This window comes from Brevibacillus sp. YAE8 (assembly GCF_057543335.1).
Map to the genome: position 1 here is coordinate 67,352 of NZ_BAAIYG010000012.1, position 23,204 is coordinate 90,555.

At 53.4% G+C, this 23,204-nt stretch carries 20 protein-coding genes; 12 read left to right on the forward strand and 8 right to left on the reverse strand.

Going from position 1 to position 23,204, the window contains the following annotated elements; all coding sequences use genetic code 11:
* Window positions 1–130 precede the first annotated feature (130 nt).
* Window positions 131–1,564, reverse strand: coding sequence for a MocR-like pyridoxine biosynthesis transcription factor PdxR (gene pdxR, locus AC27IT_RS15725; RefSeq protein ID WP_005831633.1), 1,434 nt, complete (start codon window positions 1,562–1,564; stop codon window positions 131–133).
* Window positions 1,565–1,701: 137 nt separating this feature from the next.
* Here pdxR and AC27IT_RS15730 point away from each other — a divergent pair, with 137 nt between their 5' ends.
* Complete coding sequence (locus AC27IT_RS15730; protein WP_005831631.1) at window positions 1,702–2,496, forward strand: thymidylate synthase; 795 nt, start codon at window positions 1,702–1,704, stop codon at window positions 2,494–2,496.
* Window positions 2,493–2,966 (forward strand): dihydrofolate reductase, encoded by a 474-nt coding sequence (locus AC27IT_RS15735; protein ID WP_005831629.1) that lies wholly within the window; start codon window positions 2,493–2,495, stop codon window positions 2,964–2,966. The genes AC27IT_RS15730 and AC27IT_RS15735 overlap by 4 nt, the downstream gene beginning before the upstream one ends.
* A 34-nt stretch (window positions 2,967–3,000) precedes the next feature.
* Here the strand turns inward: AC27IT_RS15735 and yqeK are convergent, their stop codons facing one another.
* Entirely contained in the window at window positions 3,001–3,636 is a 636-nt protein-coding gene (gene yqeK / locus AC27IT_RS15740) for a bis(5'-nucleosyl)-tetraphosphatase (symmetrical) YqeK (RefSeq protein ID WP_005831627.1), read from the reverse strand.
* 192 nt (window positions 3,637–3,828) lie between these two features.
* Between yqeK and AC27IT_RS15745 the strand changes: the two genes are divergently transcribed.
* The 3 genes from AC27IT_RS15745 (at window position 3,829) to AC27IT_RS15755 (ending at window position 7,347) form a co-directional block, all read left to right on the forward strand.
* Window positions 3,829–4,827, forward strand: a complete 999-nt coding sequence (locus AC27IT_RS15745) for a PHP domain-containing protein (protein ID WP_283858085.1) — start codon at window positions 3,829–3,831, stop codon at window positions 4,825–4,827.
* An 83-nt stretch (window positions 4,828–4,910) separates the two neighbouring features.
* The gene (locus AC27IT_RS15750; protein ID WP_005831624.1) at window positions 4,911–6,104 is read left to right on the forward strand and encodes a M20 metallopeptidase family protein; all 1,194 of its coding nucleotides are present in this window, start codon (window positions 4,911–4,913) and stop codon (window positions 6,102–6,104) included.
* A gap of 136 nt (window positions 6,105–6,240) precedes the next feature.
* Window positions 6,241–7,347 (forward strand): YheC/YheD family endospore coat-associated protein, encoded by a 1,107-nt coding sequence (locus tag AC27IT_RS15755; protein ID WP_283858084.1) that lies wholly within the window; start codon window positions 6,241–6,243, stop codon window positions 7,345–7,347.
* A 270-nt stretch (window positions 7,348–7,617) separates the two neighbouring features.
* On the opposite strand, the gene AC27IT_RS15760 is transcribed toward AC27IT_RS15755, so the two are convergent.
* Window positions 7,618–7,845: an aspartyl-phosphate phosphatase Spo0E family protein gene (locus AC27IT_RS15760; RefSeq protein WP_025847378.1), complete on the reverse strand. Its 228-nt coding sequence runs from the start codon at window positions 7,843–7,845 to the stop codon at window positions 7,618–7,620.
* Between the two features lie 492 nt (window positions 7,846–8,337).
* On the opposite strand from AC27IT_RS15760, the gene AC27IT_RS15765 reads away from it, so the two are divergent.
* Together AC27IT_RS15765 and AC27IT_RS15770 are read left to right on the forward strand one after the other, a co-directional pair.
* On the forward strand, window positions 8,338–8,577 hold the full coding sequence (locus AC27IT_RS15765) for a hypothetical protein (protein WP_174435229.1): 240 nt from the start codon (window positions 8,338–8,340) through the stop codon (window positions 8,575–8,577).
* 320 nt (window positions 8,578–8,897) lie between these two features.
* The gene (locus AC27IT_RS15770; protein ID WP_327944974.1) at window positions 8,898–9,578 is read left to right on the forward strand and encodes a hypothetical protein; all 681 of its coding nucleotides are present in this window, start codon (window positions 8,898–8,900) and stop codon (window positions 9,576–9,578) included.
* A 791-nt stretch (window positions 9,579–10,369) separates the two neighbouring features.
* On the opposite strand, the gene AC27IT_RS15775 is transcribed toward AC27IT_RS15770, so the two are convergent.
* Both AC27IT_RS15775 and AC27IT_RS15780 read right to left on the reverse strand, forming a co-directional pair.
* Complete coding sequence (locus AC27IT_RS15775) at window positions 10,370–10,513, reverse strand: hypothetical protein (protein ID WP_283858081.1); 144 nt, start codon at window positions 10,511–10,513, stop codon at window positions 10,370–10,372.
* Window positions 10,510–11,874, reverse strand: a complete 1,365-nt coding sequence (locus AC27IT_RS15780; protein WP_487091905.1) for a helix-turn-helix domain-containing protein — start codon at window positions 11,872–11,874, stop codon at window positions 10,510–10,512. The genes AC27IT_RS15775 and AC27IT_RS15780 overlap by 4 nt, the downstream gene beginning before the upstream one ends.
* 359 nt (window positions 11,875–12,233) lie before the next feature.
* On the opposite strand from AC27IT_RS15780, the gene AC27IT_RS15785 reads away from it, so the two are divergent.
* On the forward strand, window positions 12,234–13,073 hold the full coding sequence (locus tag AC27IT_RS15785) for an alpha/beta hydrolase (RefSeq protein ID WP_340673235.1): 840 nt from the start codon (window positions 12,234–12,236) through the stop codon (window positions 13,071–13,073).
* Between the two features lie 119 nt (window positions 13,074–13,192).
* Window positions 13,193–14,815, forward strand: coding sequence for a citramalate synthase (gene cimA, locus AC27IT_RS15790; protein WP_005831611.1), 1,623 nt, complete (start codon window positions 13,193–13,195; stop codon window positions 14,813–14,815).
* A 201-nt stretch (window positions 14,816–15,016) separates the two neighbouring features.
* Here the strand turns inward: cimA and AC27IT_RS15795 are convergent, their stop codons facing one another.
* A complete protein-coding gene (locus AC27IT_RS15795; RefSeq protein ID WP_005831609.1) occupies window positions 15,017–15,880 on the reverse strand; it encodes a helix-turn-helix transcriptional regulator in 864 nt (287 codons plus the stop codon).
* Between the two features lie 126 nt (window positions 15,881–16,006).
* On the opposite strand from AC27IT_RS15795, the gene fabF reads away from it, so the two are divergent.
* From fabF to AC27IT_RS15810, 3 genes are all read left to right on the forward strand, one after another.
* Window positions 16,007–17,245: a beta-ketoacyl-ACP synthase II gene (fabF, locus tag AC27IT_RS15800; RefSeq protein ID WP_340673234.1), complete on the forward strand. Its 1,239-nt coding sequence runs from the start codon at window positions 16,007–16,009 to the stop codon at window positions 17,243–17,245.
* Window positions 17,246–17,299: 54 nt separating this feature from the next.
* Window positions 17,300–17,914, forward strand: a complete 615-nt coding sequence (locus AC27IT_RS15805; RefSeq protein ID WP_238502075.1) for a hypothetical protein — start codon at window positions 17,300–17,302, stop codon at window positions 17,912–17,914.
* Between the two features lie 730 nt (window positions 17,915–18,644).
* Entirely contained in the window at window positions 18,645–20,141 is a 1,497-nt protein-coding gene (locus AC27IT_RS15810) for a DHA2 family efflux MFS transporter permease subunit (RefSeq protein WP_290426734.1), read from the forward strand.
* A 268-nt stretch (window positions 20,142–20,409) separates the two neighbouring features.
* Here AC27IT_RS15810 and AC27IT_RS15815 read toward each other — a convergent pair whose 3' ends face one another.
* Complete coding sequence (locus AC27IT_RS15815) at window positions 20,410–20,640, reverse strand: DUF1128 domain-containing protein (RefSeq protein ID WP_005831605.1); 231 nt, start codon at window positions 20,638–20,640, stop codon at window positions 20,410–20,412.
* A gap of 30 nt (window positions 20,641–20,670) precedes the next feature.
* Entirely contained in the window at window positions 20,671–23,163 is a 2,493-nt protein-coding gene (locus AC27IT_RS15820; RefSeq protein ID WP_005831603.1) for a U32 family peptidase, read from the reverse strand.
* Window positions 23,164–23,204: the final 41 nt, after the last annotated feature.

The window sequence follows — 23,204 nt, forward strand, 5'->3', positions numbered from 1 at the left end:
AATCGTCCTTTCTGTATCACACAGTCATCCTGTGAGGCACACACAAGGATGCAGATGGTTGGTAAGGTATCTGCTTCGATCATATACCGTCCTATGCAAAAAGTGGCCATCCACTTTGCGGTTTTTTTGCTCATCCACTTGCGGTAAATGCTTCTGCAAAACGCTCGACTGCGGCAGGAATTTGTCCGAGAGAGGCTCTTCCGAACGTAAAGCGCACATGCCCCGGCGCTGCTCCGAACAAATGGCCGGGCACGAAGACGACGCCCCGCTTGACGGCTTCGGTCAGGAGCTGCTGCTCGCTCCATGTTCCGGCAAAGCGGCACCAGAGATGGATGCCGCCTTGTGCTCCCGCCATGTCGACCTGTTCGCCGAATGTTTCTTGCAGCGAAAAAAATAGCTGGTCGTGACGGAGGGCAAGCTGCGTGCGCAGCCGATCGACGTGCCGGGCAAACTCGGCGGAAGCCAAAAAGCGGTCGGCCAGCCATTGCGGGAAAATGCTGTGCCCGAAGTCAAACTGCTGCTTCGCGTCCGCCAGCCGCTCGATGACGGTCTGCGGGCCGACAATCCAGCCGATGCGCAGGCCGGACGCGACGATTTTGGTCAGCGAGCTGATGTACAGGACTGTGCCGTGCTTGTCCAATGATTTGAGCGTAGGGATCGGTTCTTTGGAAAAAGCGGTCAGGCTGTAAGGATCGTCCTCGATGATCGGAATGCCGTTTTCAGCGGAAAAAGCGAGCAGTTGCTTCCGGCGGGCAAGCGACAGGAGCGTCCCGGTCGGATTTTGGAAGTTCGGGTTGAGAAACACCATTTTGATCCGATGCTTGCGGTGCAGTTCGGCGAGCTGGTTCGGGTCGATGCCATGCCGCTCGACGGGAAGCGAAAAGGTGCGCAAGCCAGCCGAGTGAAACAGCGGCAAGGAATGGCAGTACGAAGGCGTCTCGATCGCTACGGCGTCGCCTGGTTTGAGCAGGCATTGCACGACGAGGTGCAAGGCTTGCTGCGCCCCGGAAGTAATCATGATCGAGGTGGCGGGCGCTTCGATGCTGCGCCATTCTTGCATATGGCGGCCCAGCGTCTCGCGCAGCGACCAGTTGCCTTGCGGATGCTCGTAGCCGAGGTGAGCGGGAAAGTCATCCGGGCTTATCAACTGTCGCAGCGTATCGCGGGGAACGAGATCAGGCGAAAGCTCGCCGCTCGCCAGGTCGATCAGTTCGTTTTCCTGCGTTTCTCTGCGGATTTTCCGGATGAGCGGCAGATTGGGGCGAAACGATCCGGTCTCGGTCAGATGCCGCCAGTTCGGGACCCGCGTGCGAGCCAAGCCCCAAATGTCCTGGCTGACGAGCGTTCCGCTCCCTTGCCTGCGCTCCACGATCCCGGCCGCCTGCAGCTCGTCGTAGGCGGCGACAATCGTCGAACGGTTGACGCCCAGCTCTTTTGCCAGCGAGCGCTCCGAGGGCAGGCTGCTGCCCGGGCCGAACTCGCCGCTGCTGATGCGCTGCTCGATCTGCTCGGCAATTTGCTTGTATAACGGCTTTGTTTTTGTCCCTGTCGTCTTGTCGTCCATGTCCATCCTGCTTTCTGTGCGTGTTCAAATTCCGTGGCAGAAGTTAAAATCATCCAGCTCATTATACCATTGATCGAATCTTGGCTTTCAATTTTGACACGGTTTGTTTAGTATAGAGGACGAAGGAGTTGATGGGGTTGAAACAATATTTAGACTTGTGCCGACGCATTTTGGCTGAAGGCGTCACGAAAGAAGACCGGACAGGCACAGGTACGATGAGCGTTTTCGGGCATCAGATGCGTTTTGATTTGAGCGAGGGCTTTCCGTTGGTCACGACGAAAAAGCTGCATATGAAATCAATCATTCACGAGCTGTTGTGGTTTTTGTCTGGAGACACCAACATTCGCTACCTCCAGGAAAACGGGGTGCGAATCTGGAATGAGTGGGCAGACGAGAACGGCGATTTAGGCCCGGTGTACGGCAAGCAGTGGCGTTCCTTTACCGGGCGCGACGGCAAGACCGTGGACCAAATTCAATGGGTGGTGGAGGAAATCAAAAAAAATCCGGACTCCCGCCGTCTGGTCGTGAGCGCGTGGAATCCGGCGGACTTGGACGAGATGGCGCTGCCGCCGTGCCATTTGCTGTTCCAGTTTTACGTGGCGGACGGCAAGCTGTCGTGCCAACTGTATCAGCGCAGTGCCGACACGTTTTTGGGCGTGCCGTTCAACATTGCTTCCTACGCGCTGTTGACGCACATGGTGGCACACGTCACCGGGCTCAAGGTCGGCGATTTTGTCCACACGCTGGGCGACGCGCACCTGTATGTGAACCATATCGAGCAGGTGAAGCTCCAGCTCACGCGCGAGCCGAAGCCGCTGCCCAAGCTGAAGCTCAATCCGGCGGTCACGTCCATTTTTGACTTCACGTATGACGATATCGAAATTGTCGATTACGAGGCGCATCCGCACATCAAGGGCGAGGTGGCGGTATGATTAGCCTGATTGTGGCCTACGCGAAAAATCAGGTGATCGGCAAAGACGGCGACATGCCGTGGAGCCTGCCAGCCGACTTGAAAAACGTCAAGGAGATCACGACCGGCAAAACGATTGTCATGGGCAGGAAGACGTTCGAGTCGATCGGCAAGCCGCTTCCGAACAGGCGAAACGTCGTGCTGACCCGCAGCCGGGCCTTTCACCCGGAGGGCGTCGACGTCGTGCACACAAAAGAAGAGGTGCTCGCGCTGGGCGACGTCATCATTTTTGGCGGTGCCGAGATTTACCGCCAGTTTCTGGATGTCGTGGATCGGATGTACATTACGGAAATTGATCTGGAGACGGAAGGCGACACGTTTTTTCCGGCCTGGGACCGCGACGCGTTTGTGCTTGTGGACAAGCGCGAGGGCGTAGTGGACGAGAAAAACGCGCATCCGCATACGTTTTACGTGTACGAGCGCAAAAAATAGATGATCGGCGATCATATAGAAAAAATGCCTCCTGTCAGTCAGGAGGCATTTTTGGTTTGGCGGCGCGTTCAGATAGCTCCAGATAGGCGTCACGCAGCCACGGATGCACGACGCGGAGCTTGTCGCGCCGCTCCCACAAATACGCCAGATAGACGAGCGCGGCGCACTCCAGCGAATCGTCCAGCGCCGCGAGCAACGGCTGGAGATAGGGGGGCGTGCCCGGCTGATCCCACTTGATTTTGTCGGCAACAAAAAGGACGAGGTCCAACGGCTTCGCGCCGGCCTTCAATGTCGTGTGGCAGCCGATAGCAGATAAAATGTCTGCATCCGAAACCGCAAAAAGCTCGCGGGCTATGACGACGGACAGCTTTTGGTGCACGATCATCGGAAATTGTTCTTCCTCTGGCAGCACGTCCACCCCTGCCAGCCTCGCTACCTCGATCCTCTGGCTGTTCGGAAAAATCGCGCTGCTGTCGTGCAAAAGCCCTGCCGTGACGGCGGCTTGCCGATCCACGCCGAAGCGGATCGCCAGCCGTTCTGCCTCCTGGGCAACCAGTACGGAGTGCCGCGCTGTTTCGGTGCATCCGTGCAAGCGAAAGAGGCTGCAAATATCGCGAGCCAGGCTATCTGTACGTTCCCATTCTTTTGTCCACGCTGCCAAAAGCGTCATGGGCATTCTCCTTTTGCCGAACAGGCTGGACTCCCAAAAGGGGCAAGACTTTTCGTGCGAAAAATCAGTATATTCCTATTGTACAAACAAAAGACGGCGCGTGTCGAGCTTTCCCTCTCCCCAAGACATATCGCAGCCGACTTTCGCATACAAACAGTAGAAAACGGGTGGACAAACCGCGGGAGGAATAGGATGAAGGTCGACTTTCACGTGCATCTGGAAGAAGGGCCATACTCGCTGGACTGGCTGGTCGGGCAGGCTTGCGCGCTCCGGCCGTTTTTGGACGAAAAGGAGGAGAGCGAAAGCCGAGGCTGGGCCAACGAACTGGTCAAAGGGCTTGCCCAAAGGCTCCAAAACGGCCCGTACTCCAGAGAGTGGCTGGACTTGTATCGGGCGCGGGCCAAGCAGGCAGGAATCGTGCAAGTGTGTGTAGCGGAGCATCTGTACCGTTTTGCGGAGTACCGCCCCTACTACGAGCGGCATGTTCGCGTAGGCGACGACCGCCTGGGCAGGGCGCAGCGGCGCTGGCTTGCGCAGATGGCCAACGATTCGCTTCCGGCCTACGTCGCGTTTCTGGCGGAAGAGCGCGAGCGATGGGCGGAGGACGGCCTTGCGCTGCGCATGGGGATTGAGCTAGATTATTTTCCGGGCGGGGAAGACGTGCTGCGTGAAGTGAGCGGGCAGTATCCGTGGGACGTGTGCATGGGAGCGGTCCATTTTCCCGGGGGATGGGGCTTTCCGGTTCGGGACGTCCAGGAGCATTGGGAAAGGGTGGCGCCAGCGGGCTTGTACAGCAGCTATTTCGATGTGCTGGAGCAGGCGATCGAAAGCGGCCTGTTCGATGTCATGGTGCACCTCGACGGGATCAAAGCATTCGGGCCGAAGCCGGACGAGACGGCGCTCTTGCCTTATTACCAGCGGGTCGCCCGGGCGCTGCGGCGCAAAGACATGGCCGCCGAGCTGAACGCCGGGTACGTGCGCGCCCAGTCGCTGCGCGAGTTTTCCCCGAGCTTTCGCTTTTTGCAAATTCTCGCGCAGCACGAGGTGCCGATCACGCTGTCTTCGCATGCGACCGCTCCCGATCAGGTGGGGCAGCATCTGGCCGAGGCGCGGGCGCAGTTGAAGCGGGCAGGCTTTGCCGCTGTCGCCGTTTTTGCCGACAGAAAAAGGAGCGAGCTTGCGATTGGCTGAGGGAGCTTCCCCATTGTGGGCGCATTTTTGCTATGATAAAGACAGGCATAAAAAAAGTGCACCCAGTGGGAGGAGAAAAACAGATGTCCTTGCAGGAACAACTGAAATCGTTGCTCAAAGAGGTGGAGCCGCAAATCATTTCGTGGCGCCGCCATCTTCACCAATATCCGGAGCTTTCCTTTCAGGAGGAAAAGACGCCGGCGATGATTGCGGAAATCTTGAGAAATCTGAATTTTGACGAAGTGCGGACAGGAGTAGGCGGCCGCGGAGTGATCGGAGTGCTCAAGGGCAGCCGTCCGGGCAAGGTCGTCGCGTTGCGCGCCGATTTTGACGCGTTGCCGATTCAGGATCAAAAAGACGTTCCGTACAAGTCAACTGTTCCTGGGGTCATGCACGCATGCGGCCACGACGCCCATACCTCCCAGTTGCTGGGGCTGGCAAGCGTACTCGCTTCGCACCGCGACCAGTTCGCCGGAGAGATTCGCTTTTTGTTCCAGCATGCGGAGGAAGAATCTCCGGGCGGCGCGATTCAAATGACGGAGGACGGGGCAGTCGACGGCGTCGATGCAGTGTTTGGCGTCCATCTCTGGTCCATGCTGCCAGTAGGCAAAGTGTTCATCAGCGGCGGCCCGATCATGGCGAACACGGATGACTTCGTGATCGAGATCAAAGGGCGGGGCGGCCACGGCGCTGTTCCGGAGGAAACGGTCGACTCCATCGTGATCGGCTCGCAAATCGTCGGGAATTTGCAGACGATCGCCAGCCGCAACGTCAGCCCGCTGGAGAGCGTCGTCGTGACGGTCGGTACGTTCAATGGCGGCGACAACAACAACATTATTGCAGATAGCTGTCGCCTGACGGGAACCGTGCGTACGTTTTTGCCGGACGTGCGGGATCGCGCGGAGCAGCGCCTCGGCGAAATCGCCATCGGCACGGCGAAGATGATGGGCGGCGAGGCGAAAGTATCGTACGAGCGCGGCTACCCGGCTGTCATCAATCACGAAGAGGAAGCGCAGCTCGCCCGCGAGGCGGCAGTGGCGGCGTTTGGCCCTGAGCGCGTGGAGCCGATGAAGCCGCTGATGGGCGGAGAAGATTTCTCATACTACCTGGAAAAGGTTCCTGGCGCCTACCTGTTTGTCGGGGCGGGCAATCCGGAAAAGCTGGCGAACTACCCGCACCACCATCCGCGCTTTGACATCGACGAGGATTCGATGCTCATTGCCGGAGAGCTGTTGGGACGAACAGCCCTGCTCTACTTGGAAAAGCATCAGGCGTAAACAAGAAGACTTGCAAAGATGCGCTTTTGCCTAGCGGTGGCAAAGGCGCTTTTTTTTGCCTGCTACCATAAACTGATGAAATGAGGCGTCACACACCGCACACGGCATACGGGTGAACAAAGGAGGGACGGCCTCAGTGAGAAAACGGATCGGCATACTGACCTACCGGGGAGAAGCCGGATTTGTCGAACCAGGATTTTTGCGCCGTCTGGTCAAAGAAGGCAACGGCATGGGGGCGGATGTTTTTGTATTCGGGCCGCAGGATGTCCAGTTTTCCAAGCGCAGGATCAAAGGCTTCATCCCCGCCGAAAAAGGCTGGAAGAGTGAATGGTTCGACTGGCCGGACATTGTCATCGACCGCTATCGGTATTACCCGTTGGCGAAGCACAGCCGCTACCTGCCGTTTCGCAAGCAAAACTGGTTCCGCTATGCCAACAGCCGTTTCACGAATAAATTTAATCTGCATCAAATTTTGCAGGTAGATCCGCTTTTGACTAGGTGGCTGCCGGAAACGTTCGCCTACTCCAGAAGCACGCTCGTTTCCATGCTGGCACGCCATCGCCTGGTCTATCTCAAGCCGACAAACGGCTCAGGCGGGCGGAGCATCCTGCGCGTGGAAAAAACCGAAGAGGGCTACTTGCTGCACGGCCGAACCAAGCAACAGGCGAAAAGCAGCGAAAAGCTCCCGTCCATCGCCAAAGTATGCGAGCGGCTGGAGGCGTGGATGGAGCGCGAGAAAAACGGCAGAGAAGACTTTTTTCTGCAACAAGGGCTACAGTTGTCGCTGGTGCCGGGGCGAACCGTCGATGCGCGAGTGCTGGTGCAAAAAGACGGAAAAGGCATCTGGGGGCTGACGGGCATGGGAATCCGCATCGGCTCGACGCGATCCTCGACCTCGAATTTGCACGGCGGAGGCACGGCGATGGCGGCGATCCCTTTTTTGGTCAATCGCTTCGGGCAAGAAGAAGCGAGGCGCATCGTGCTGGAATGCAAAGAGCTCGTCGTGCAAACGGTGGCGCGCATCGAGCAGCACTTCGGGCAGATGATGGAGTTTGGCTTTGATCTCGGCATTGATGTGCACGGCAGGGTGTGGATTATCGAAATCAATCCGAAGCCGGGCCGGGAAATATTCAGGCAGTTGGGAGAGCTTCGCCGCTATCGGCAGGCGGTGCGCCGCCCTTTGGAATACGCTTTGTACCTGATCGAACAGGACGCGCAGCGAAAAGACCAGTCATTCGGTTGACACGACCCTTCCGCAGCTTGAAGGGTCTTTTTTAAACCCTGAGACGCTGTTTGACCGTCGTAAGCCACTTTCGAACATATTTCAAAAAGAAGAAACTGTAAAAAAGGTCTGGAGGAAGGAATGCATTTCAGTGCTATTGCTATATTAACGTGATGGCGGGAGCAGATATGTCGAACAATCGTGGGGCGATTTAGTAATTGTCTAAAAGAAAAAAACTGGACGCACTCAATCGTACCAGTTCCTCCGTATGTTGTATCCAGTATGAATCTCTCATTTACTAGATTGTCTATTCATGATGATTTGAAATTGCACAATATATTCGTCCAGACATTGGCTTAACACTATAACTTCGCTGTCGGAAATCCCCTTTTCTTGGACCAGTTTCACTAATTGTTCTCGCATTTCCTCTATGATTTCTGATATGTTCTCTTTTTTTCGATTATTCTCTGTCAGATCAGTAGAGGGAACGCTTATTTTTTTCCCCGTATCTACAATCATCAGCTCCCTATTTTTTCAATATAAGGGTACATATAACTATATGTTATTCTGCCAAAAACAAGCAGTTGGGGAATATTGCATAGATATGAAGATAAACATAACCAACGATAGGGGGGAGGGGAAAATATAGATTTTTTTGTCGCGACAAGATATAATTTGTAATAAAATGTAAAAACATGGTCCGAAAGCAGAAATGCAGTCTCTGATTACCTGGAATATATGCTTGTTGTAATAGAAGATGGGGTGCCGTTTCCTGTGGATGATGTCGGAAGAATGAAACCGAGAAGATATTATTTTGAAATCGGTCTCTGGTATTTGACAGGAAAAATTGTATAGGAGTTTGGAAATGGACAATTTAATCATCGAATCTGGGGAGGGCATCGGTTTAATAAAATTTGGCATGAGCAAAGATGAAGTTGAAAAATGCATTCAAAGTTATACTGAAAAGTATCAGAAAGAATATCATATTCAGGACTATTTCAAGGGCTCTTCATGTTGGAATATGATTCTGAAGGTAAGGTTGATTTTATAGAAATTCCTGAGGTTTTAAAGGAAACATTTAACTGCTTATTGATGGGCATTGATGTATTCAACACGAAAGCTGAAGATCTTGTAGAGAAAATTGATGAAATTGCAGAATATGATCGAAATCAATCTGATGGCTATACGTATTTTTTTCCGTCATTAGGGCTCTCTTTATGGAGATCAGATATATTCAAAGAGGAATGCTAGAAGATTCGTTTAAAAAGCTAAGTTCAGAAAATCAAGAGGATAAAATAAGACACTTATATTTTGAATCCGTCAGGGAATGTAAATTTTTTTGGGGTAAATGGGTTTTTAACAGATGGAGGGCTACGTCAACGGCTTTACATGGAGGGGCGGGCATGATAGGCTCGTTTGCCAACGGATAGTGAAGGTCAACTCGACTGCTTGAGTAGCACCTACCTTTCCATCTCACTATGTTGTTTGACTCTGCTATAATGGAACAAAGATCAGTAAGGATTGGCTAAGAATTTGGAGAGTCGAAAAGTTACCCAGAGACTGACAGGTTCGTGAACATCATACGGCGTTTTCTGGAGTTTATACACGCTACGATTCTTGATGTAGACTCGGTGATCTTTCAAACGGAGGATTCACAAAACGTTTTGCATATCTACCCCAAACCTAATTTTAAGCAACTAAGCGTTCCTCATCGGGAAGAAATTTTTCGTTTACTGGCTCCACATCTTCAGGGAGAGGCTGAGAACGATTTGAAAATTCGTACAGCTTTGGGGGTCTGGACGAGTTTCTTTCTAAAGAATCCACAACATGCTTTTCTTGAAAGTATGGAAAAAGTAATGCGACCATATGAACATAAGGCGAAGAATGATATCATATCGGATCGAGTGGACTTCTTAGCTGGAATGATAAAGATTGTACACCCTGACCAGGCAAAATTCCCCAATGGAGACGAGAAAAATACTGGCAGATTGCTAAGGGATCAACTTAAGGCTCTACTTAAAGGACCGAGGAAAGCTACTGAACTTAAGTATAATTATATGAGTGATAAAATTGAGAGATGTAAAAATGTCAGGAACTTAGTGATCCATAAGTTACAAGACAGCGATAAAAAGACCGATGTTAATCAAGTCGATTATGATATTTTTAGCACGTTTTTCTTCGAGAGTTTTGCTCACTTAATGTTACTGTCTCTGGAGTCATCTGTTGCGGATAGAACATCAAACCAAGCTTAGTGTGAGAAGCGGTCAATTGGGGTCTCATTGATTAATGTTATATGATTGTGACTAACAGCGGCAACCTAAATTATTCAGGTTGCCGCTGTTAGTTTTCTGATGAAGTTCGCATGGTTATTTCAGATAAAATTGATGGAAAGCTATCAACGCCTACTGTGACTTCAACGGAGAAAACCGCTGGAACCTGATCTGTTCTGCAAAAGATTGGCTTAGCGTCAGCGTTAATGGTTTACCGTACATCGACTTGAACCATGAAATTGATGACGTTCGTTCACTAAATGTCGCACAGTTAATAATGACTTACGACATAGTTGTCGAGTCAGTAAAGAAGCTGCTTCAGGTATTCGATCTTGAGCATCTGTTAAAAGGTGACAACTCCATCTTTAACAAGCCTGTACCAGATGACAGGTATTTTAAGCAGATACGAGCTTGTTTCGCAGCACATCCGGTAGATTTTGATAGCACTGATGGGGTAAAAGTCAAGGTAAAGGGCAGCAACCAAAAGCCAGAGAGGTATCTCGCTTCTTGGTCTAGCGATGTTGGGGGTAATGCCGATTATTCGGTTTATCTCTACAGCAATAAGCCAGGGTCAGATCCTATCCCCCTTCTTGATGAACTTTGCTCAGATCCACGCTTATACAGCTTACAGCACCACAAGAGTTCAATGAACAAGAGCAGGAAGCCATAGCGGTATGTGTCAAACCCGACTTTATTTTGACCCACCATCGCTGGTTTAGAACTGACCCACCCGGCGATTTTTTGTTGGTTAGGTAGTAGATTCGGAGAATTTATCAGCCGCCCACACCATGATCGTATTGAATGATTGGAGGTTTTATTGTGATTACTTTTCCATCTGCAATATGGACGTTAATACCGAATCCTAAACCCAATACCAAGCATAATGATAATACAACCCCTTTTAAAAATTTCTTCATGTTTGCTCGCTCCTTTCGTCTACAACACTTTGAAAGATCTTTTTCTGTTCATCCGATGCATGTTGAAGATGTGACCAAAACATACCAATACAGCTTTTGAAATAATCAAAGTCCTTGGATGCACTAGTTAAAATAAGGCACCGTAAAGTTTCATCCAAGCCCTCTGAATACTTCCCTTTTTTAAACAAGTATACCGCTAAATGGTATCTGAAGTGAAGATGATGAATTTTATCAATAACCCCCTTAGCATTTCTAAATCCTTCTATATCTTCTGAAAATCGCTCTAATACTGATTCAACTGGAAAACCAAACTCATTGGCAGACTTGATTATCGTTACCAGACCGGGAAGTATCTCCTTTGGATTTTCGGAAAGGAACTCAAGGTAATCTGACAGAACCTCCGTGTTTCCCATAGACATAGACAAAGTGTATGAGTTAGCTAAAGCCCATAATCGAAGCTTATCAACTTCTGCTTCGCTTTCTTGATCGCGAATTTCAAACCAGCTTAAATCAGCATAGCCATTCGTGTAAATCTTTGATTCTTCATACTTGCCCATATTTTTCAGTGCTACAGCTTTTAAAAGATAACCCTGTCCATAGTACAGAATCAAAGGACGCTCTGTTTTTGGTAATTCACTAGGCTTGTTGTTTTTTCGTCTACGAAGCTCATCTTCATAGACAATTGTTGCTAATTCCCTTAATTCATCAGCGTATTTCCCGACGTCTTCCCACCTGCGCAGGGTGTAACAAATCTTTGCCAGGTGCAATAGCGCATCAAGCTGATGGTTTTCAGGCAACCGCCTTCTATATGGTTCAAAGCGGATAACAGCCTTAAACTTTTCTTCAGAGTTCATCCCTTCGACAGCTCGGAACAGTCGATACTGGCTCATCACAAAGTGATTAGCATAGCTATCCTTTTCGTTATCGATTACGAGCAGATAAAAAGGGATTGACTCCTTCAGTTTCCCTTTTTCAGAAAGCTGCTCGGCTACTGAAAAAAGGATTCTGATATTTTTAGGATTCTCCAGCAGCTTTGAGGCAGTCTCGCTAATACAATCCTGTCGGCCGAGTTCAGCACAGCGAGCCAGATACGGGATAACACGTGGACGGGAAAATTTGTCCTCTGTTATACATTCTTCCGGATACAGTTCGTATAACCATCCTGGCTCGTGCCCAAACGCAATGGCCAGTTGATCCAGTTGGCATATCGTCATGGGACGAGGAGGATTACCATTGAGAATCGTGCTGAGCGTCCCTGAATTAATGCCGGTTAATTCGCTGAGCTTACTAATTGTAAACCCTGTCAGTTTCAAATTCCTTTCGATCTCTGATCGCAATGACGGCTGGACCATTACCCCCATAAGTAACACTCCTCAAATACATGAATTACTGATTTCCTTCTGCCAATTTCTTTGCTCGATAGAAAACGTTATGTACTTAAACTATATATTATATTACTGCGATATCCAGTAAAAGTAAATAAAAGGTTATTTATGGTAAATAAGAAGAGAAGTTATGATGCAGGAAATAAAGGAACCTCTGAAAGTTTCGGAGATCCTGGGCACTACTCGAGCCACGATTGTATACATGTATTGCAAAAAACCCCCCATTTGCCCAAGGGATGCGGCATAATAAAAGTAACTGTCGCCGCGGGCGGGCAGCGAGCACCATTTCAGCCCCGAGAGCGGCGATCATCACGTAACGAGGAAGGAGAACGAGCATGAGACAGGAAGCGTTTTCCATTGATCTGGGAGAAGGATTGACACTGCGAGGAAACATACATACGGAGGAAGCAGCCGGGTCTGCGCAGCCGCTGCTTTTGTTTTGCCACGGCTTCAAAGGCTTCAAGGACTGGGGCAGCTTTCCGTACGTAGCGGATGAGCTGGCGAAACGAGGCATTGCGACGATTCGCTTCAATTTCAGTTGCAACGGCGTCGGGGAGAGCCTGACCGAGTTTGATGAGCTGGAAAAATTCGGGCGCAACACGTATGCCCGCGAGCTTGCCGACCTGCACGCACTGGTCGAGCGGATCGTGTCTGGCGAGCTTTCTTTGCCCGCCTGCGTGGACAAAACGAAGCTGTACGTGCTTGGACACAGCAAAGGCGGCGGAGATGCCATCCTGTTTGGCGCGAACAATCCGCATGTGACAGGCATCGTGACGTGGAACGGCATCGGCGACGTCAACCTGTTCGACGCAGCGCTGCGCAAACAAATCGAGGAAAATGGCGTCGGGTACATAGCGAATGCGCGCACCGGACAAAACATGCCGATTACGCGCGTCGTCATTGACGATATCGACCAGAACCGGGACGAGTATGACATTTTGGCCAAAGTAGCGACTATGGAAAAGCCGCTGTGCATCATTAGCGGAGAAAAAGATTTTGTCCGTCTGGTAGAGGCTGCCAAAAGAATCCACCAGGCTGCGAAAAACAGCGAGCTGCACTGGATCGAAGGCGGCGACCATACATTTAACGCGCGTCATCCATTTGCGGGCACTTCGGCTCCGTTAGAGGAAGCGATCAAGCAGACGGCAGCTTTTGTCCTCGCCCCGCGGACATAGAAAAAGCCGCGATTTTCCTGCGTTTTCAATCCATTTAGGCTATGATATACTGGGTAACGTCTAAAGATTAAAATGATGTGATTATTCAGAAAAATATCAGGAATAGGTGGAGAAGAAACATGAACAGCAAGGTGTATCTGTATGATACAACCCTGCGAGATGGGACGCAGGGAGAGGGGATCAGCCTGTCGGTGGAAGACAAGATAAAGATCGCACTGCGGCTGGATCAGTTCGGCATTGATTTTATCGAAGGCGGCTGGCCGGGGAGCAATCCAAAGGACATGGCGTTTTTTGAACGCATCCGCGAGGTTCCGCTCCAGCATGCCAAGGTGACCGCTTTCGGCAGCACCTGTAGACCGAATGTGGCGGCATCCGCGGACGACAACCTGCAAGCCCTGATCGCAAGCGGCGTGCAGGCGGCGGCGATCTTCGGGAAGTCCTGGGACTTGCACGTCACAGACGCTTTGAAAACGACACTGGAAGAAAACTTGCGCATGGTCGCCGATTCGGTGGCTTTTCTGAAACATAAAGGCTTGACGACGCTGTTTTTGGCGGAGCATTTTTTCGACGGCTACAAAGCAAACCCGCGCTATGCCCTGCGCGTGCTGGAAGCCGCCGAGGAAGCCGGAGCGGACTGGATCGTCCTCTGCGATACAAATGGCGGAAGCCTGCCGCATGAAGTGTACGAGATCGTCAAGGCGGCTGTCGGTCATCTGCACACGCCGCTCGGCATCCACCCGCACAACGACAGCGGCGTAGCGGTAGCGAACGCGCTGGCGGCGGTGCAAGCCGGAGCCAAGCAAGTACAAGGGACGATCAACGGCATCGGGGAACGCTGTGGAAACGTCAACCTGATTTCTGTCGTGCCCAATCTGCAGCTCAAGCTCGGGTACGAATGCGTGAGCAGCGAGCAGCTTCAGGAGCTGACGCAACTGTCGCGCTACGTGGCGGAGATCGCCAACATGACGCTGCCTAACAATCAGCCGTTTGTCGGGCACAGCGCCTTTGCGCACAAGGGCGGCATCCACGTCAGCGCGGTTCTGCGCGATCCGAAGACGTATGAGCACATCGAGCCGGAAAACATCGGCAACAAGCGCCGCGTGCTCGTCTCCGAGCTGGCCGGCCAAAGCAATCTGCTCGCCAAAATGGAAGAGCTGGAGATCGATTTGTCGCTGGATCGGGAAAAGACCCGCGAGATCATCACGCGCATCAAAGAGCGCGAGTTCCAGGGCTACCAGTACGAGGGCGCGGAGGCTTCGCTCACGCTCATGCTGCTTGCGGCGGCGGGCAAGCTGAAAAATTTGTTCACGCTCGATTCTTTCAAAATTTTGATGGAAAAGGCAGCCGTCCAATCGATCACGTCCGAGGCGACCGTCAAGCTGCGCGTAAATGGCGAGAGCGTCCATACGGCAGCGGACGGAAACGGCCCTGTCAATGCGCTGGACAACGCCATGCGCAAAGCGCTGGAGAGCTACTACCCCTGTATCGCCAACATGCACCTCGCCGATTACAAGGTGCGTGTCCTGGATGAAAACGGGGCGACGGCAGCCAAGGTCCGCGTCCTGATCGAATCGGCGAGCAACGGCGAAAAGTGGAGCACGGTCGGCGTCTCGACCAACGTGATCGAAGCGAGCTGGGAGGCACTTGCGGACAGTATTCGCTACTTCTTGTGGAAGGAAGGCTGCGAGGAAGCGGGCCATCTGGCTTCTGCGGAAGCGCGGGTTGGGATCGTCAATCATTGACCGTCCTACGGGATGGAAAGCCTTGTTGACCGCGCGCGAGCGGTAGCACGTTAAGCGCGTTTAACGCGTTCACCCCGTTTACTCGTTAAAAAAAGACCAGCAAAGCTCCGGGGAGCTGCTCTCTTTTTGTCAGCTACATCTGACAGGGGGAGAGCGGCTCGGGTGAGAGCGAGCTGGTCTTTTTGTTTGGCGTTTGCCTGCTCAGTCGGCTGTCTCCGAAGCAGGCCGATCAATCAGTTGGCGCAGCTTCGTTTCCGTCGAGGACTGGGGATCTGGCGTGTAGATGCTGCAACGCAGGTCAGCGCTGCCCTGCACTTGCAGGGAGGTCAGATGGAACTGCATTTTTCCTGCCTTGGCGTGGCGAAATTCAAGCAACACCTCGGGGGCGGAGCTGACGTGGCTCTGCTCCCAGAGCGTTTGGAAATCGGGGTGAACTTTTTTCATTTCAGTCAAAAAATGCGCGTACCATTCGTCCTCGACGTACTGTCCGTAGTACGCCCGGAAAATCGCGAGAAAACCGCTGACGAAATGCTCCCAGTTGACGGCGAGCCGCCGCAGCTCTTTTCGCGTGAACAGCAGCCGGATCAGGTTGCGCTCTTCAAAAGGAATTTGCTCGAAGTCGAGAAAGACGTGCGCCGCGGCGTTGTTCCAGCCGACGATGTGCAGTCGCCTGTCGGAGATGATCGTCGGACAGGAGCGCAGCTCGTGCAAAATTCTTTCCAGCGCGGGGCTGATCTGCGGCGGTTCTTCTTTTTGCAGGCTCGTGCCAATGCCCGTCCCGCTTTCCAGCGCCAGCGCGTACAAATATTTGCGCTCGTCGACCGTCAGTTGCAGCGCTTTGGATACGGCGTCCAGCACAGAAGGAGAGACTTTGATGTCCCTGCCTTGCTCCAGCCACGTGTACCAGGTGGAGCTGACGCCCGCCAACTGCGCCACTTCCTCGCGGCGCAACCCGGGTGTCCGGCGGCGGGTGCCAGGGGCGAGGCCGACTGATTGCGGGAGAATTTTGGCGCGCTGCGCTTTTAAAAACGACGAGAGAGCCTGCAGGCGTGTCTGATTGTTCATAGCCGCCTCCTTTCCTGGTCTTTTAGCCCAAGCTGTTACTTGTTATACTAGGATAAACAAAAACTTGTAATAGGATAACACGTGTGACAAGATGGTTTCCATAAGGACTTGCAAAGGAGGATAACCATGGAAAAAGTAGTGGTTACAGGGATGGGCGTCATTTCGCCTGTCGGCAGCGACGTACAGCAGTTTTGGAGCAGCTTGACGCAAGGAAAATCAGGCATTTCGCAAATTGATAGATTCGATACATCGCGGTTCAAAACGAAAATCGCCGGACTCGTCCGCGACTTCGATCCGGAGGCTCGCTTCGGGCGCAAAGAGGCGCGGCGCATGGACCGCTTTTGCCAGTTCGCCATCGCGGCTACGGATGAAGCGCTGGAAGACGCGGGGCTTAGGCTGGAAGAGTGCGACCGCGAGCGGGTGGGCGTCTACGTCGGCTCCGGCATCGGCGGCGTGCAGACGCTTCTGGAGCAGCACGACATGCTGCGCAACCGAGGACCGGAGCGGATCAGCCCGACGCTCGTGCCGATGCTGATTTCCAACATTGCGCCAGCCATGATTAGCATCAAGTACGGCATCTACGGCCCGACCATGTCGCCTGTCACAGCCTGCTCGATCGGCAACACGGCGATTGGCGAAGCGTTTCGCCTCATTCGCTCCGGCCGGGCAGATGTCGTCATTGCCGGAGGAACCGAGGCCGCGATCAACGAGGTGTCGCTGGCAAGCTTCAGCAACGCCACGGCCTTGTCCACGCGAAACGACGATCCGACAGCCGCGAGCCGGCCGTTCGACGCGAAGCGGGATGGCTTCGTCATGGCAGAAGGCGCAGGCATCCTCATTCTGGAATCGCTTTCGCATGCGCTGAGACGCGACGCTCGCATTTACGCAGAGGTCATCGGCTACGGCGCCAGTTCGGACGCCTACCACATGGTCGCGACCCATCCGGAAGGCATCGGGCCGTACCGGGCGATGAAGTGGGCGCTGGAAGAAGCAGGCATCCAGCCGGGCGAGGTAGACGTCATCAGCGCCCACGCCACCAGCACCGAAATCGGGGACCGCTCGGAGACGTTGGCGATCAAGCGTTTGTTCGGCGAGCACGCAGAGCGCATCCCGATCACGGCAAACAAGTCGATGACGGGGCATATGTTTGGCGCAGCCGGAGGCGCAGAAGCCATCGCCCTGGTCAAAAGTCTCCAGGAGGGAATCGTGCCGCCGACGATCAACCAAGAGGAGCGCGACCCGGTCTGCGATCTCGACTACGTACCGAACACAGCCCGCCAGATGCCGCTGAACATCGGGATGTCCAACTCCTTTGGCTTTGGCGGCCATAATGCGGTGATTGTTTTGCGGAAGTACGAGGGGTAAGATGGAGTTTTTCGGAACCTTTCCAAGTTGTTTGGGGAGGTTCTTTTTTGTGTCGTGGCAAATTTAAACAAAGAAATCATAATCCGGTTTCAAAATAGCAAGGAACCGATTGCCCCGTTTTTTGAACTTCAAGGAGTGATTCGTATCGACTTGCGAATTGGTTTAGTGATTGGCAGGAATCTTGATGTGCGGAAAATGAGAGAAAGATTATACGCTCACGAAAATGAGGCGGAAGCGACAAGCAAGGTCGTATTAAACTTTATGGAGCTTGACCCAGCTATCTTCTTAGATCAGCAAATTTCTTCTACAGAAGAAGTGTTGATAAAAGACGTAACGCTACTAGAAGAAGACCTCTTGCAAATCACGGACTTTGTATGGTGCGAAGTTTTAGGCGGGATAGAAAAGCACGGCCACCCTACTGTTGTAATTGACGACATAGAATACGAGGGAATGCTCATCCATGCTTTAGACAATCACATGTATTTATTTTTAAGAGAAATTAGCGGAGGAACAGAGGCGGCGCAGCTTCTTGCGAAAATAAAAAATGTGCCAAAAGAATTACAGTGGCTGAAAATCGCTAAAGAAGACGGGAAGACTCCGCCCGCCCCATTTATTCTGGAGCAGATGCGGAACTGGATAGCGGCATTAAAAGCATACAGCATAGAATGACTTGATTTGGGCTTGATAGCCAAAAGCTGGGGCAATGACAAGCATTGCTTTGCCTGGCTACTCAAAAAAACATCCCCGTATGCGACAAGTCGACTGTTGGGGAGTAAAACTGTATGAAGCATGTTTTGCCAAGATTTTTGAGTAGCCACCGCATTTGGGAAGGCTAGCTTTTAAAGTTTTTCTTTCACCCCCGATAAACTCGCCAAGCCCCTGCCGAGGAAAGAGGAGAAATCCGCGAAAGCTCTTTGGGATCCCAACCGAGGTGGAGGGGAAAAAGCGAAACACGCCTTTAAGCGTCCACTCTGAGAAACCTCTTTTGAACCCGCCACTTTGGACGCGGTTTCGCTTTTTCCCCGGAGCCGGGCAGTAGAGCTTCCCCGCAGGGAGCCCAAGAAGCTACAGCGATTTCTCCTCTTTCCTCGCTCCGCAAAAGCGACGACTAAGCGGCTTTTCAAAACAAAAAAGTCGCGGTACCCCAAAGTCGCTGACTGACGCAACCGCAACGACAGAACCGATCGCACTTGCAAAAAAGCGAACAGAACCGAGCCAGCCTGCTAATCGGGAAAGCCCCAAAACCGAGCACACACCCGAAAGCTGCCGATGTACAAAGAGTGACTGCTTCCATCCCCTCACCCGGAATGCCATCTGGAAAAAGTCTGCATATTAACGAAGAAACCCAATCCACGAAAACGTAGACGATCAAACCAGAACCGAAAAAGGGGAATCATGCATGGCAAGCGAGCAGCGAGTCAAAGAAACAAACATCCACCGGGCACCGATTCTCGGTGTCATCATTGCTGGCGCGATTGCGGCCCTGCTCAACCAGACGCTTCTCAACGTCGCTCTGCCCAAGCTGATGGAGCAGTTCCACATCACCACCTCGACCGGGCAATGGGTCATCACCATCTACATGCTGGTCAACGGCGTCCTGATCCCTACCACCGCTTTTTTGATGGAAAAATACATGACCAGGCAGTCGTTCATTTCCGCGATGAGCCTCTTTGCCGCCGGAACCCTCGTCTGCGGCATCGCGCCCAGCTTCGCCATCATGCTGCTCGGACGAGTCGTGCAGGCAGCGGGGGCAGGCATCCTCATGCCGCTCATGACCAACGTCATTTTCAACCTGTTCCCCGCAGAGCGCCGCGGCTCGGCTATGGGGATCGTCGGCATTGCCATGGTATTTGCCCCGGCGATTGGCCCGACCTTATCCGGCTGGATCGTCGAGCATTACTTCTGGCGCCTGCTGTTTTTCGTCGTGTTGCCGATCGCCCTGATCGTTTTGCTCGTTTCGTTTTTCATCCTGAAAAACGTGACCGCGACAGCCAATCCGAAGCTGGACTTCTGGGGAGTCGTGCTGTCGACAGTCGGCTTCGGCGGGCTGCTGTACGGCTTCAGCACGGCTGGCGGAGCGGGGTGGAGAAGTACCGAGGTCATCCTCATGCTGCTCATCGGCTGTATCAGCCTGGCCGCCTTTGTCTGGCGGCAGTTGTCCATCGACCATGCCATGCTCGAGTTTCGCATTTTCCAGACCCCGGCCTATACGCTGGCCGTGCTCATCAGCCTATTGGTCAACATGTCGCTCTACTCGGGCATGATCTTGCTTCCGGTCTACGTGCAAAACATCCTGCACTTTACTCCTGTGCAGTCAGGTCTGCTGCTTTTGCCGGGGAGCATTCTTATGGGCATCATGTCGCCGATTACGGGCAAGCTGTTTGACAAGTTTGGCGCCAAATGGCTCGCCTGGATCGGGCTTGTCATCACCATCGTCACGACCTACGGCTTTACGAAGCTGAGCCTGTCTACTAGCTACAGCTACCTGGTCACGTTGTACACGGTGCGCATGTTCGGGCTGTCCATGCTGATGATGCCGGTAATGACGTCCGGACTGAATGCGCTGCCGCTGCGGCTGAACCCGCACGGGACCGCCATGTCCAACACGGTCAACGCCATCGGGGGAGCGCTTGGCACGGCGCTGTTTGTCACGATCATGACGACGAAAAGCGCCGCCCACACGGCAGACATTGTACGAAGCCAGCACCTCAATCCGGCCGATCTGGCACAGATGGAGCTGGCGACGAAGCAAGGAATCGCCATGGGGACGAACGACGCCTTCTGGATCGCCACGCTGTTTACCGTCATCGCCCTGATTTTGGCGCTGTTTTTGCGCAACAACACGCCACGTCCGGAAAAGGTAACCGCGAAAAAGCGAGTGCCCCAGCTCTCGTAACTACGCGATTCTCCCGTTGAAAGGCTGCGACGACAGTTTTGGCTAGAGGGGAAGGGGCGAGAGTGAGCGAGAGAGTGTGAGTGAGCGAGTGAGTGAGCCAGTGAGCACGAGTAAGATTAAGCGCGAGTGCCCAAGAGCAAACGAATACAACAGTACAATCCCCCCAAAACAATCAACTACGAAGTCGCGAACCGGACACCCCCAGCAAAAAAAGCGCCGCTTCCCAAACGGGAGGCGACGCTTCAACCTACTTCATCCGATATGTTCGCTAGGACTGCTTTCGCATTGCACCCAATTCTTCCACGATCGCCGTCATCTCATTGATGCCGAACGCCGTTTTTTTCTGCACCATGTTGTACAAGTACAACAGGTCCTCGTAATGAACAAGGTCAAAATCTTCCGCGCGCATGACGGCCGTGTTCGCCATGTTCAGCTTCGCTTTGATGCCTTCGATCAGCACCGCCAAATTTTCCTGGGTCGCCTCTTTCAAATCTGCCATGGTTGGTCTCCTCTCCAAAAACGCTGCTAGTTATTTGGTAAGCTGCCCACGCGTGACGCCAAGCTGGTTGGTTGCCTTCAGTGTGCGCCATACGTGTGTGCCGCTAACTTCTCCGCGCAGAGCCTGACGGTACAGGCTGATGACTTCGCGCACACGCTCCGGTTCTTCCTCCAAAAACTCGATGCGGTAGCTGCCGACGTGCAGGGAGCGAAACTCGTTCAAATACTCTGCGCCCGACTGGTCGATGGCGTTGTACACCGTGTTGCGGCAGCCGGTGTCCACCCGCACCGGGTGCGAGAAGCCGACGCGATCCTTGAGCGAGATGCGAGAGGTTTCGCACGGGGTTCCGCAGTTGGTGTGGTCGGTTCCCTCACTCATGAACGTGCAGTACACGCAATGCTCGGTATGGAACATCGGCATGTGCTGATGGATGACCAGCTCCATTTTGGCGGCGTTGGAGCGGCCGAGCAGGTCCACCATCTGCTGGATGTTCAAATCGTACGAAGGCGTGACCCGTGTCAGGCCCGCTTCGAGAAACAGCTCGACAGCTTTATGGTTGGCCACGTTCAGGGAGAAATCGCCGATCAGCGGGATGTCGATTTCGTCCTTGCGGGACAGGTAGTAGTAGAGTGCCCCGGTGTTGCGCACGAGAATCGCGTCCGGCTTGCTTTTGGCGATCAGGGCGAGCACGCCGTTTTCGTCCGGCATGTGAATGCGCATCGTCGCGATCCCGATTTTTTTCCCGTACTTGTGCGCCAGCTTGACGCCTTCCGGGTACTGCTTGACGAATTCGAAGTCCGCGTAAAGGAAATCGACGTCCGTCTGCGCCGCCGCCTCCAGTTGCTCAAGCGAGCGGCACAGCGCAGTCAGCATCGGCTTTTCCACTGGCTGTGTGCGAGGCACGTCCGCGTACACGTCTACGTCGCGATGGCGGTAGACAGGCGGCTTGGAGCGCAAATAGACGAGCTGCTCCACGGCCTCCCGGCGCATCCGGTTCAGCTCGCTGACAGGCACGATCAAGTCTCCGTCCAGATCGACAGTCAGGTCGCGAGCGTCCAGATGGAAAATCGTTCCGCCCAGACGGCTTAACTGGTCGTGCAGCAGCTCATGCGTCAACGGGCGCTTCACGGCAGCCTCAAGCGGCTTTTCCGACGGTACGGTCACAGCGTGGTTCGCCTGTTTGTCCACCCAGGTAATGCTGAGCATCTCGCCCAGTTTGCCGCTGACGTGCACGGCGAGCGGGAAAGTGCGGTACGGCTTTTCCGTTTCAAACGTTTTGCGCAGGCGGCGATCCAGCTCAGGGTCGCTCGTTTTCCATACGCGGTCGCCCACGTGGAGCCGCTTCAGGTTGACGTCGTTGCGGCCCATGACGATCTCGTACAAGCCTTTTTCGACTTCGCCCTCGACCTTTTTGCCGCGGGAGAGAATATCGTAGACGCGTCCGCCTTCTTCTTTTTGCGTCGGATCGCCCGCGTCGAACACGATGCCGTCACCGCGCTTGACGGGAGCGGCAATTTCGACGAGCACGCTTGTGCCGAGCAGCTTTTTCACTGTGCCCAAAAACACGCCGCGGCTTTTCGGGAACGAGCCGTCCACGAGTTGCTTGTTGTTCGTTCCTTCCAAAAATCCATGGGTAAAGCCGCGGGAAAAGCTTTGCTGCAGCTCGCGAACCTCGACCTCGGTCGGACCCGTATCCTCTCCGGCAAAGTAGCGCTCGATGGCCGCGTTGTACTTGCTGACCACGTTGGCGACGTACTCCGGCGATTTCAGGCGGCCTTCGATTTTGAACGAAGTCACGCCCGCCTCGATCAGCTCAGGAACGAGGTCAATGGCAGCCAGGTCTTTTGGCGAGAGGACGTACGCGATGTTGCCCATGTCCTTTTGCACGCCGTCGACCATCAGATCGTACGGCAGGCGGCAAGCCTGGGCGCATTCGCCGCGGTTGGCCGAGCGTCCGCCCCACATTTCCGAAGTCAGGCATTGTCCGGAGTAGGACACGCACAGCGCGCCGTGGACGAATACTTCCATCGGCAGCTTCGCTTTTTCCCCGATCTTCTTGATTTCCTTGAGCGAGTTTTCCCGTCCCAGCACGACGCGCTCGATGTTGAATGGCTTCGTAAATTCGACCGCTTCCGGCGAAGTGATCGTCATCTGCGTGGAGCCGTGAATCGGGAAGTCAGGGGAGATTTCGCGAATCAGCTTCACCAGACCGAGGTCCTGGACGATGACCGCGTCCACCCCGGCGTGAATACAGGCGTCAATCAGCTCGCGCGCATCCTCCAGCTCGTTCTCGAACACAAGAATATTAAAGGTAAGAAACCCTTTTACACCGTACATATGCAAATAAGCCATAATCTCAGGCAGTTCAGCCATGTGGAAGTTCTCTGCGCGTGCGCGGGCGTTGAACTTTTCCACCCCGAAAAAGACGGCGTTGGCACCATTCGCGACAGCGGCCTTCAAACAGTCCCAGTTGCCGGCAGGAGCCAACAGCTCAATATCTTCTCGCTTTATTCCATTTCGCATGTGAATGTCATTACCTCCAAGGTCTATAAAACAAGCTCTTC

Bases quoted from the DNA above. Each gene is read 5' to 3' on its own strand.
- AC27IT_RS15760 (WP_025847378.1), bottom strand. From the start codon at position 7,845: ATGATTGTAGATACGGGGAAAAAAATAAGCGTTCCCTCTACTGATCTG.
- AC27IT_RS15795 (WP_005831609.1), bottom strand. From the start codon at position 15,880: ATGAACAATCAGACACGCCTGCAGGCTCTCTCGTCGTTTTTAAAAGCG.
- AC27IT_RS15820 (WP_005831603.1), bottom strand. From the start codon at position 23,163: ATGCGAAATGGAATAAAGCGAGAAGATATTGAGCTGTTGGCTCCTGCC.
- AC27IT_RS15815 (WP_005831605.1), bottom strand. From the start codon at position 20,640: ATGGCAGATTTGAAAGAGGCGACCCAGGAAAATTTGGCGGTGCTGATC.
- AC27IT_RS15735 (WP_005831629.1), top strand. From the start codon at position 2,493: ATGATTAGCCTGATTGTGGCCTACGCGAAAAATCAGGTGATCGGCAAA.
- AC27IT_RS15765 (WP_174435229.1), top strand. From the start codon at position 8,338: ATGTTGGAATATGATTCTGAAGGTAAGGTTGATTTTATAGAAATTCCT.
- AC27IT_RS15810 (WP_290426734.1), top strand. From the start codon at position 18,645: ATGGCAAGCGAGCAGCGAGTCAAAGAAACAAACATCCACCGGGCACCG.
- AC27IT_RS15745 (WP_283858085.1), top strand. From the start codon at position 3,829: ATGAAGGTCGACTTTCACGTGCATCTGGAAGAAGGGCCATACTCGCTG.
- cimA (WP_005831611.1), top strand. From the start codon at position 13,193: ATGAACAGCAAGGTGTATCTGTATGATACAACCCTGCGAGATGGGACG.
- AC27IT_RS15750 (WP_005831624.1), top strand. From the start codon at position 4,911: ATGTCCTTGCAGGAACAACTGAAATCGTTGCTCAAAGAGGTGGAGCCG.
- fabF (WP_340673234.1), top strand. From the start codon at position 16,007: ATGGAAAAAGTAGTGGTTACAGGGATGGGCGTCATTTCGCCTGTCGGC.
- yqeK (WP_005831627.1), bottom strand. From the start codon at position 3,636: ATGACGCTTTTGGCAGCGTGGACAAAAGAATGGGAACGTACAGATAGC.
- AC27IT_RS15780 (WP_487091905.1), bottom strand. From the start codon at position 11,874: ATGGGGGTAATGGTCCAGCCGTCATTGCGATCAGAGATCGAAAGGAAT.
- AC27IT_RS15785 (WP_340673235.1), top strand. From the start codon at position 12,234: ATGAGACAGGAAGCGTTTTCCATTGATCTGGGAGAAGGATTGACACTG.
- pdxR (WP_005831633.1), bottom strand. From the start codon at position 1,564: ATGGACGACAAGACGACAGGGACAAAAACAAAGCCGTTATACAAGCAA.
- AC27IT_RS15775 (WP_283858081.1), bottom strand. From the start codon at position 10,513: ATGAAGAAATTTTTAAAAGGGGTTGTATTATCATTATGCTTGGTATTG.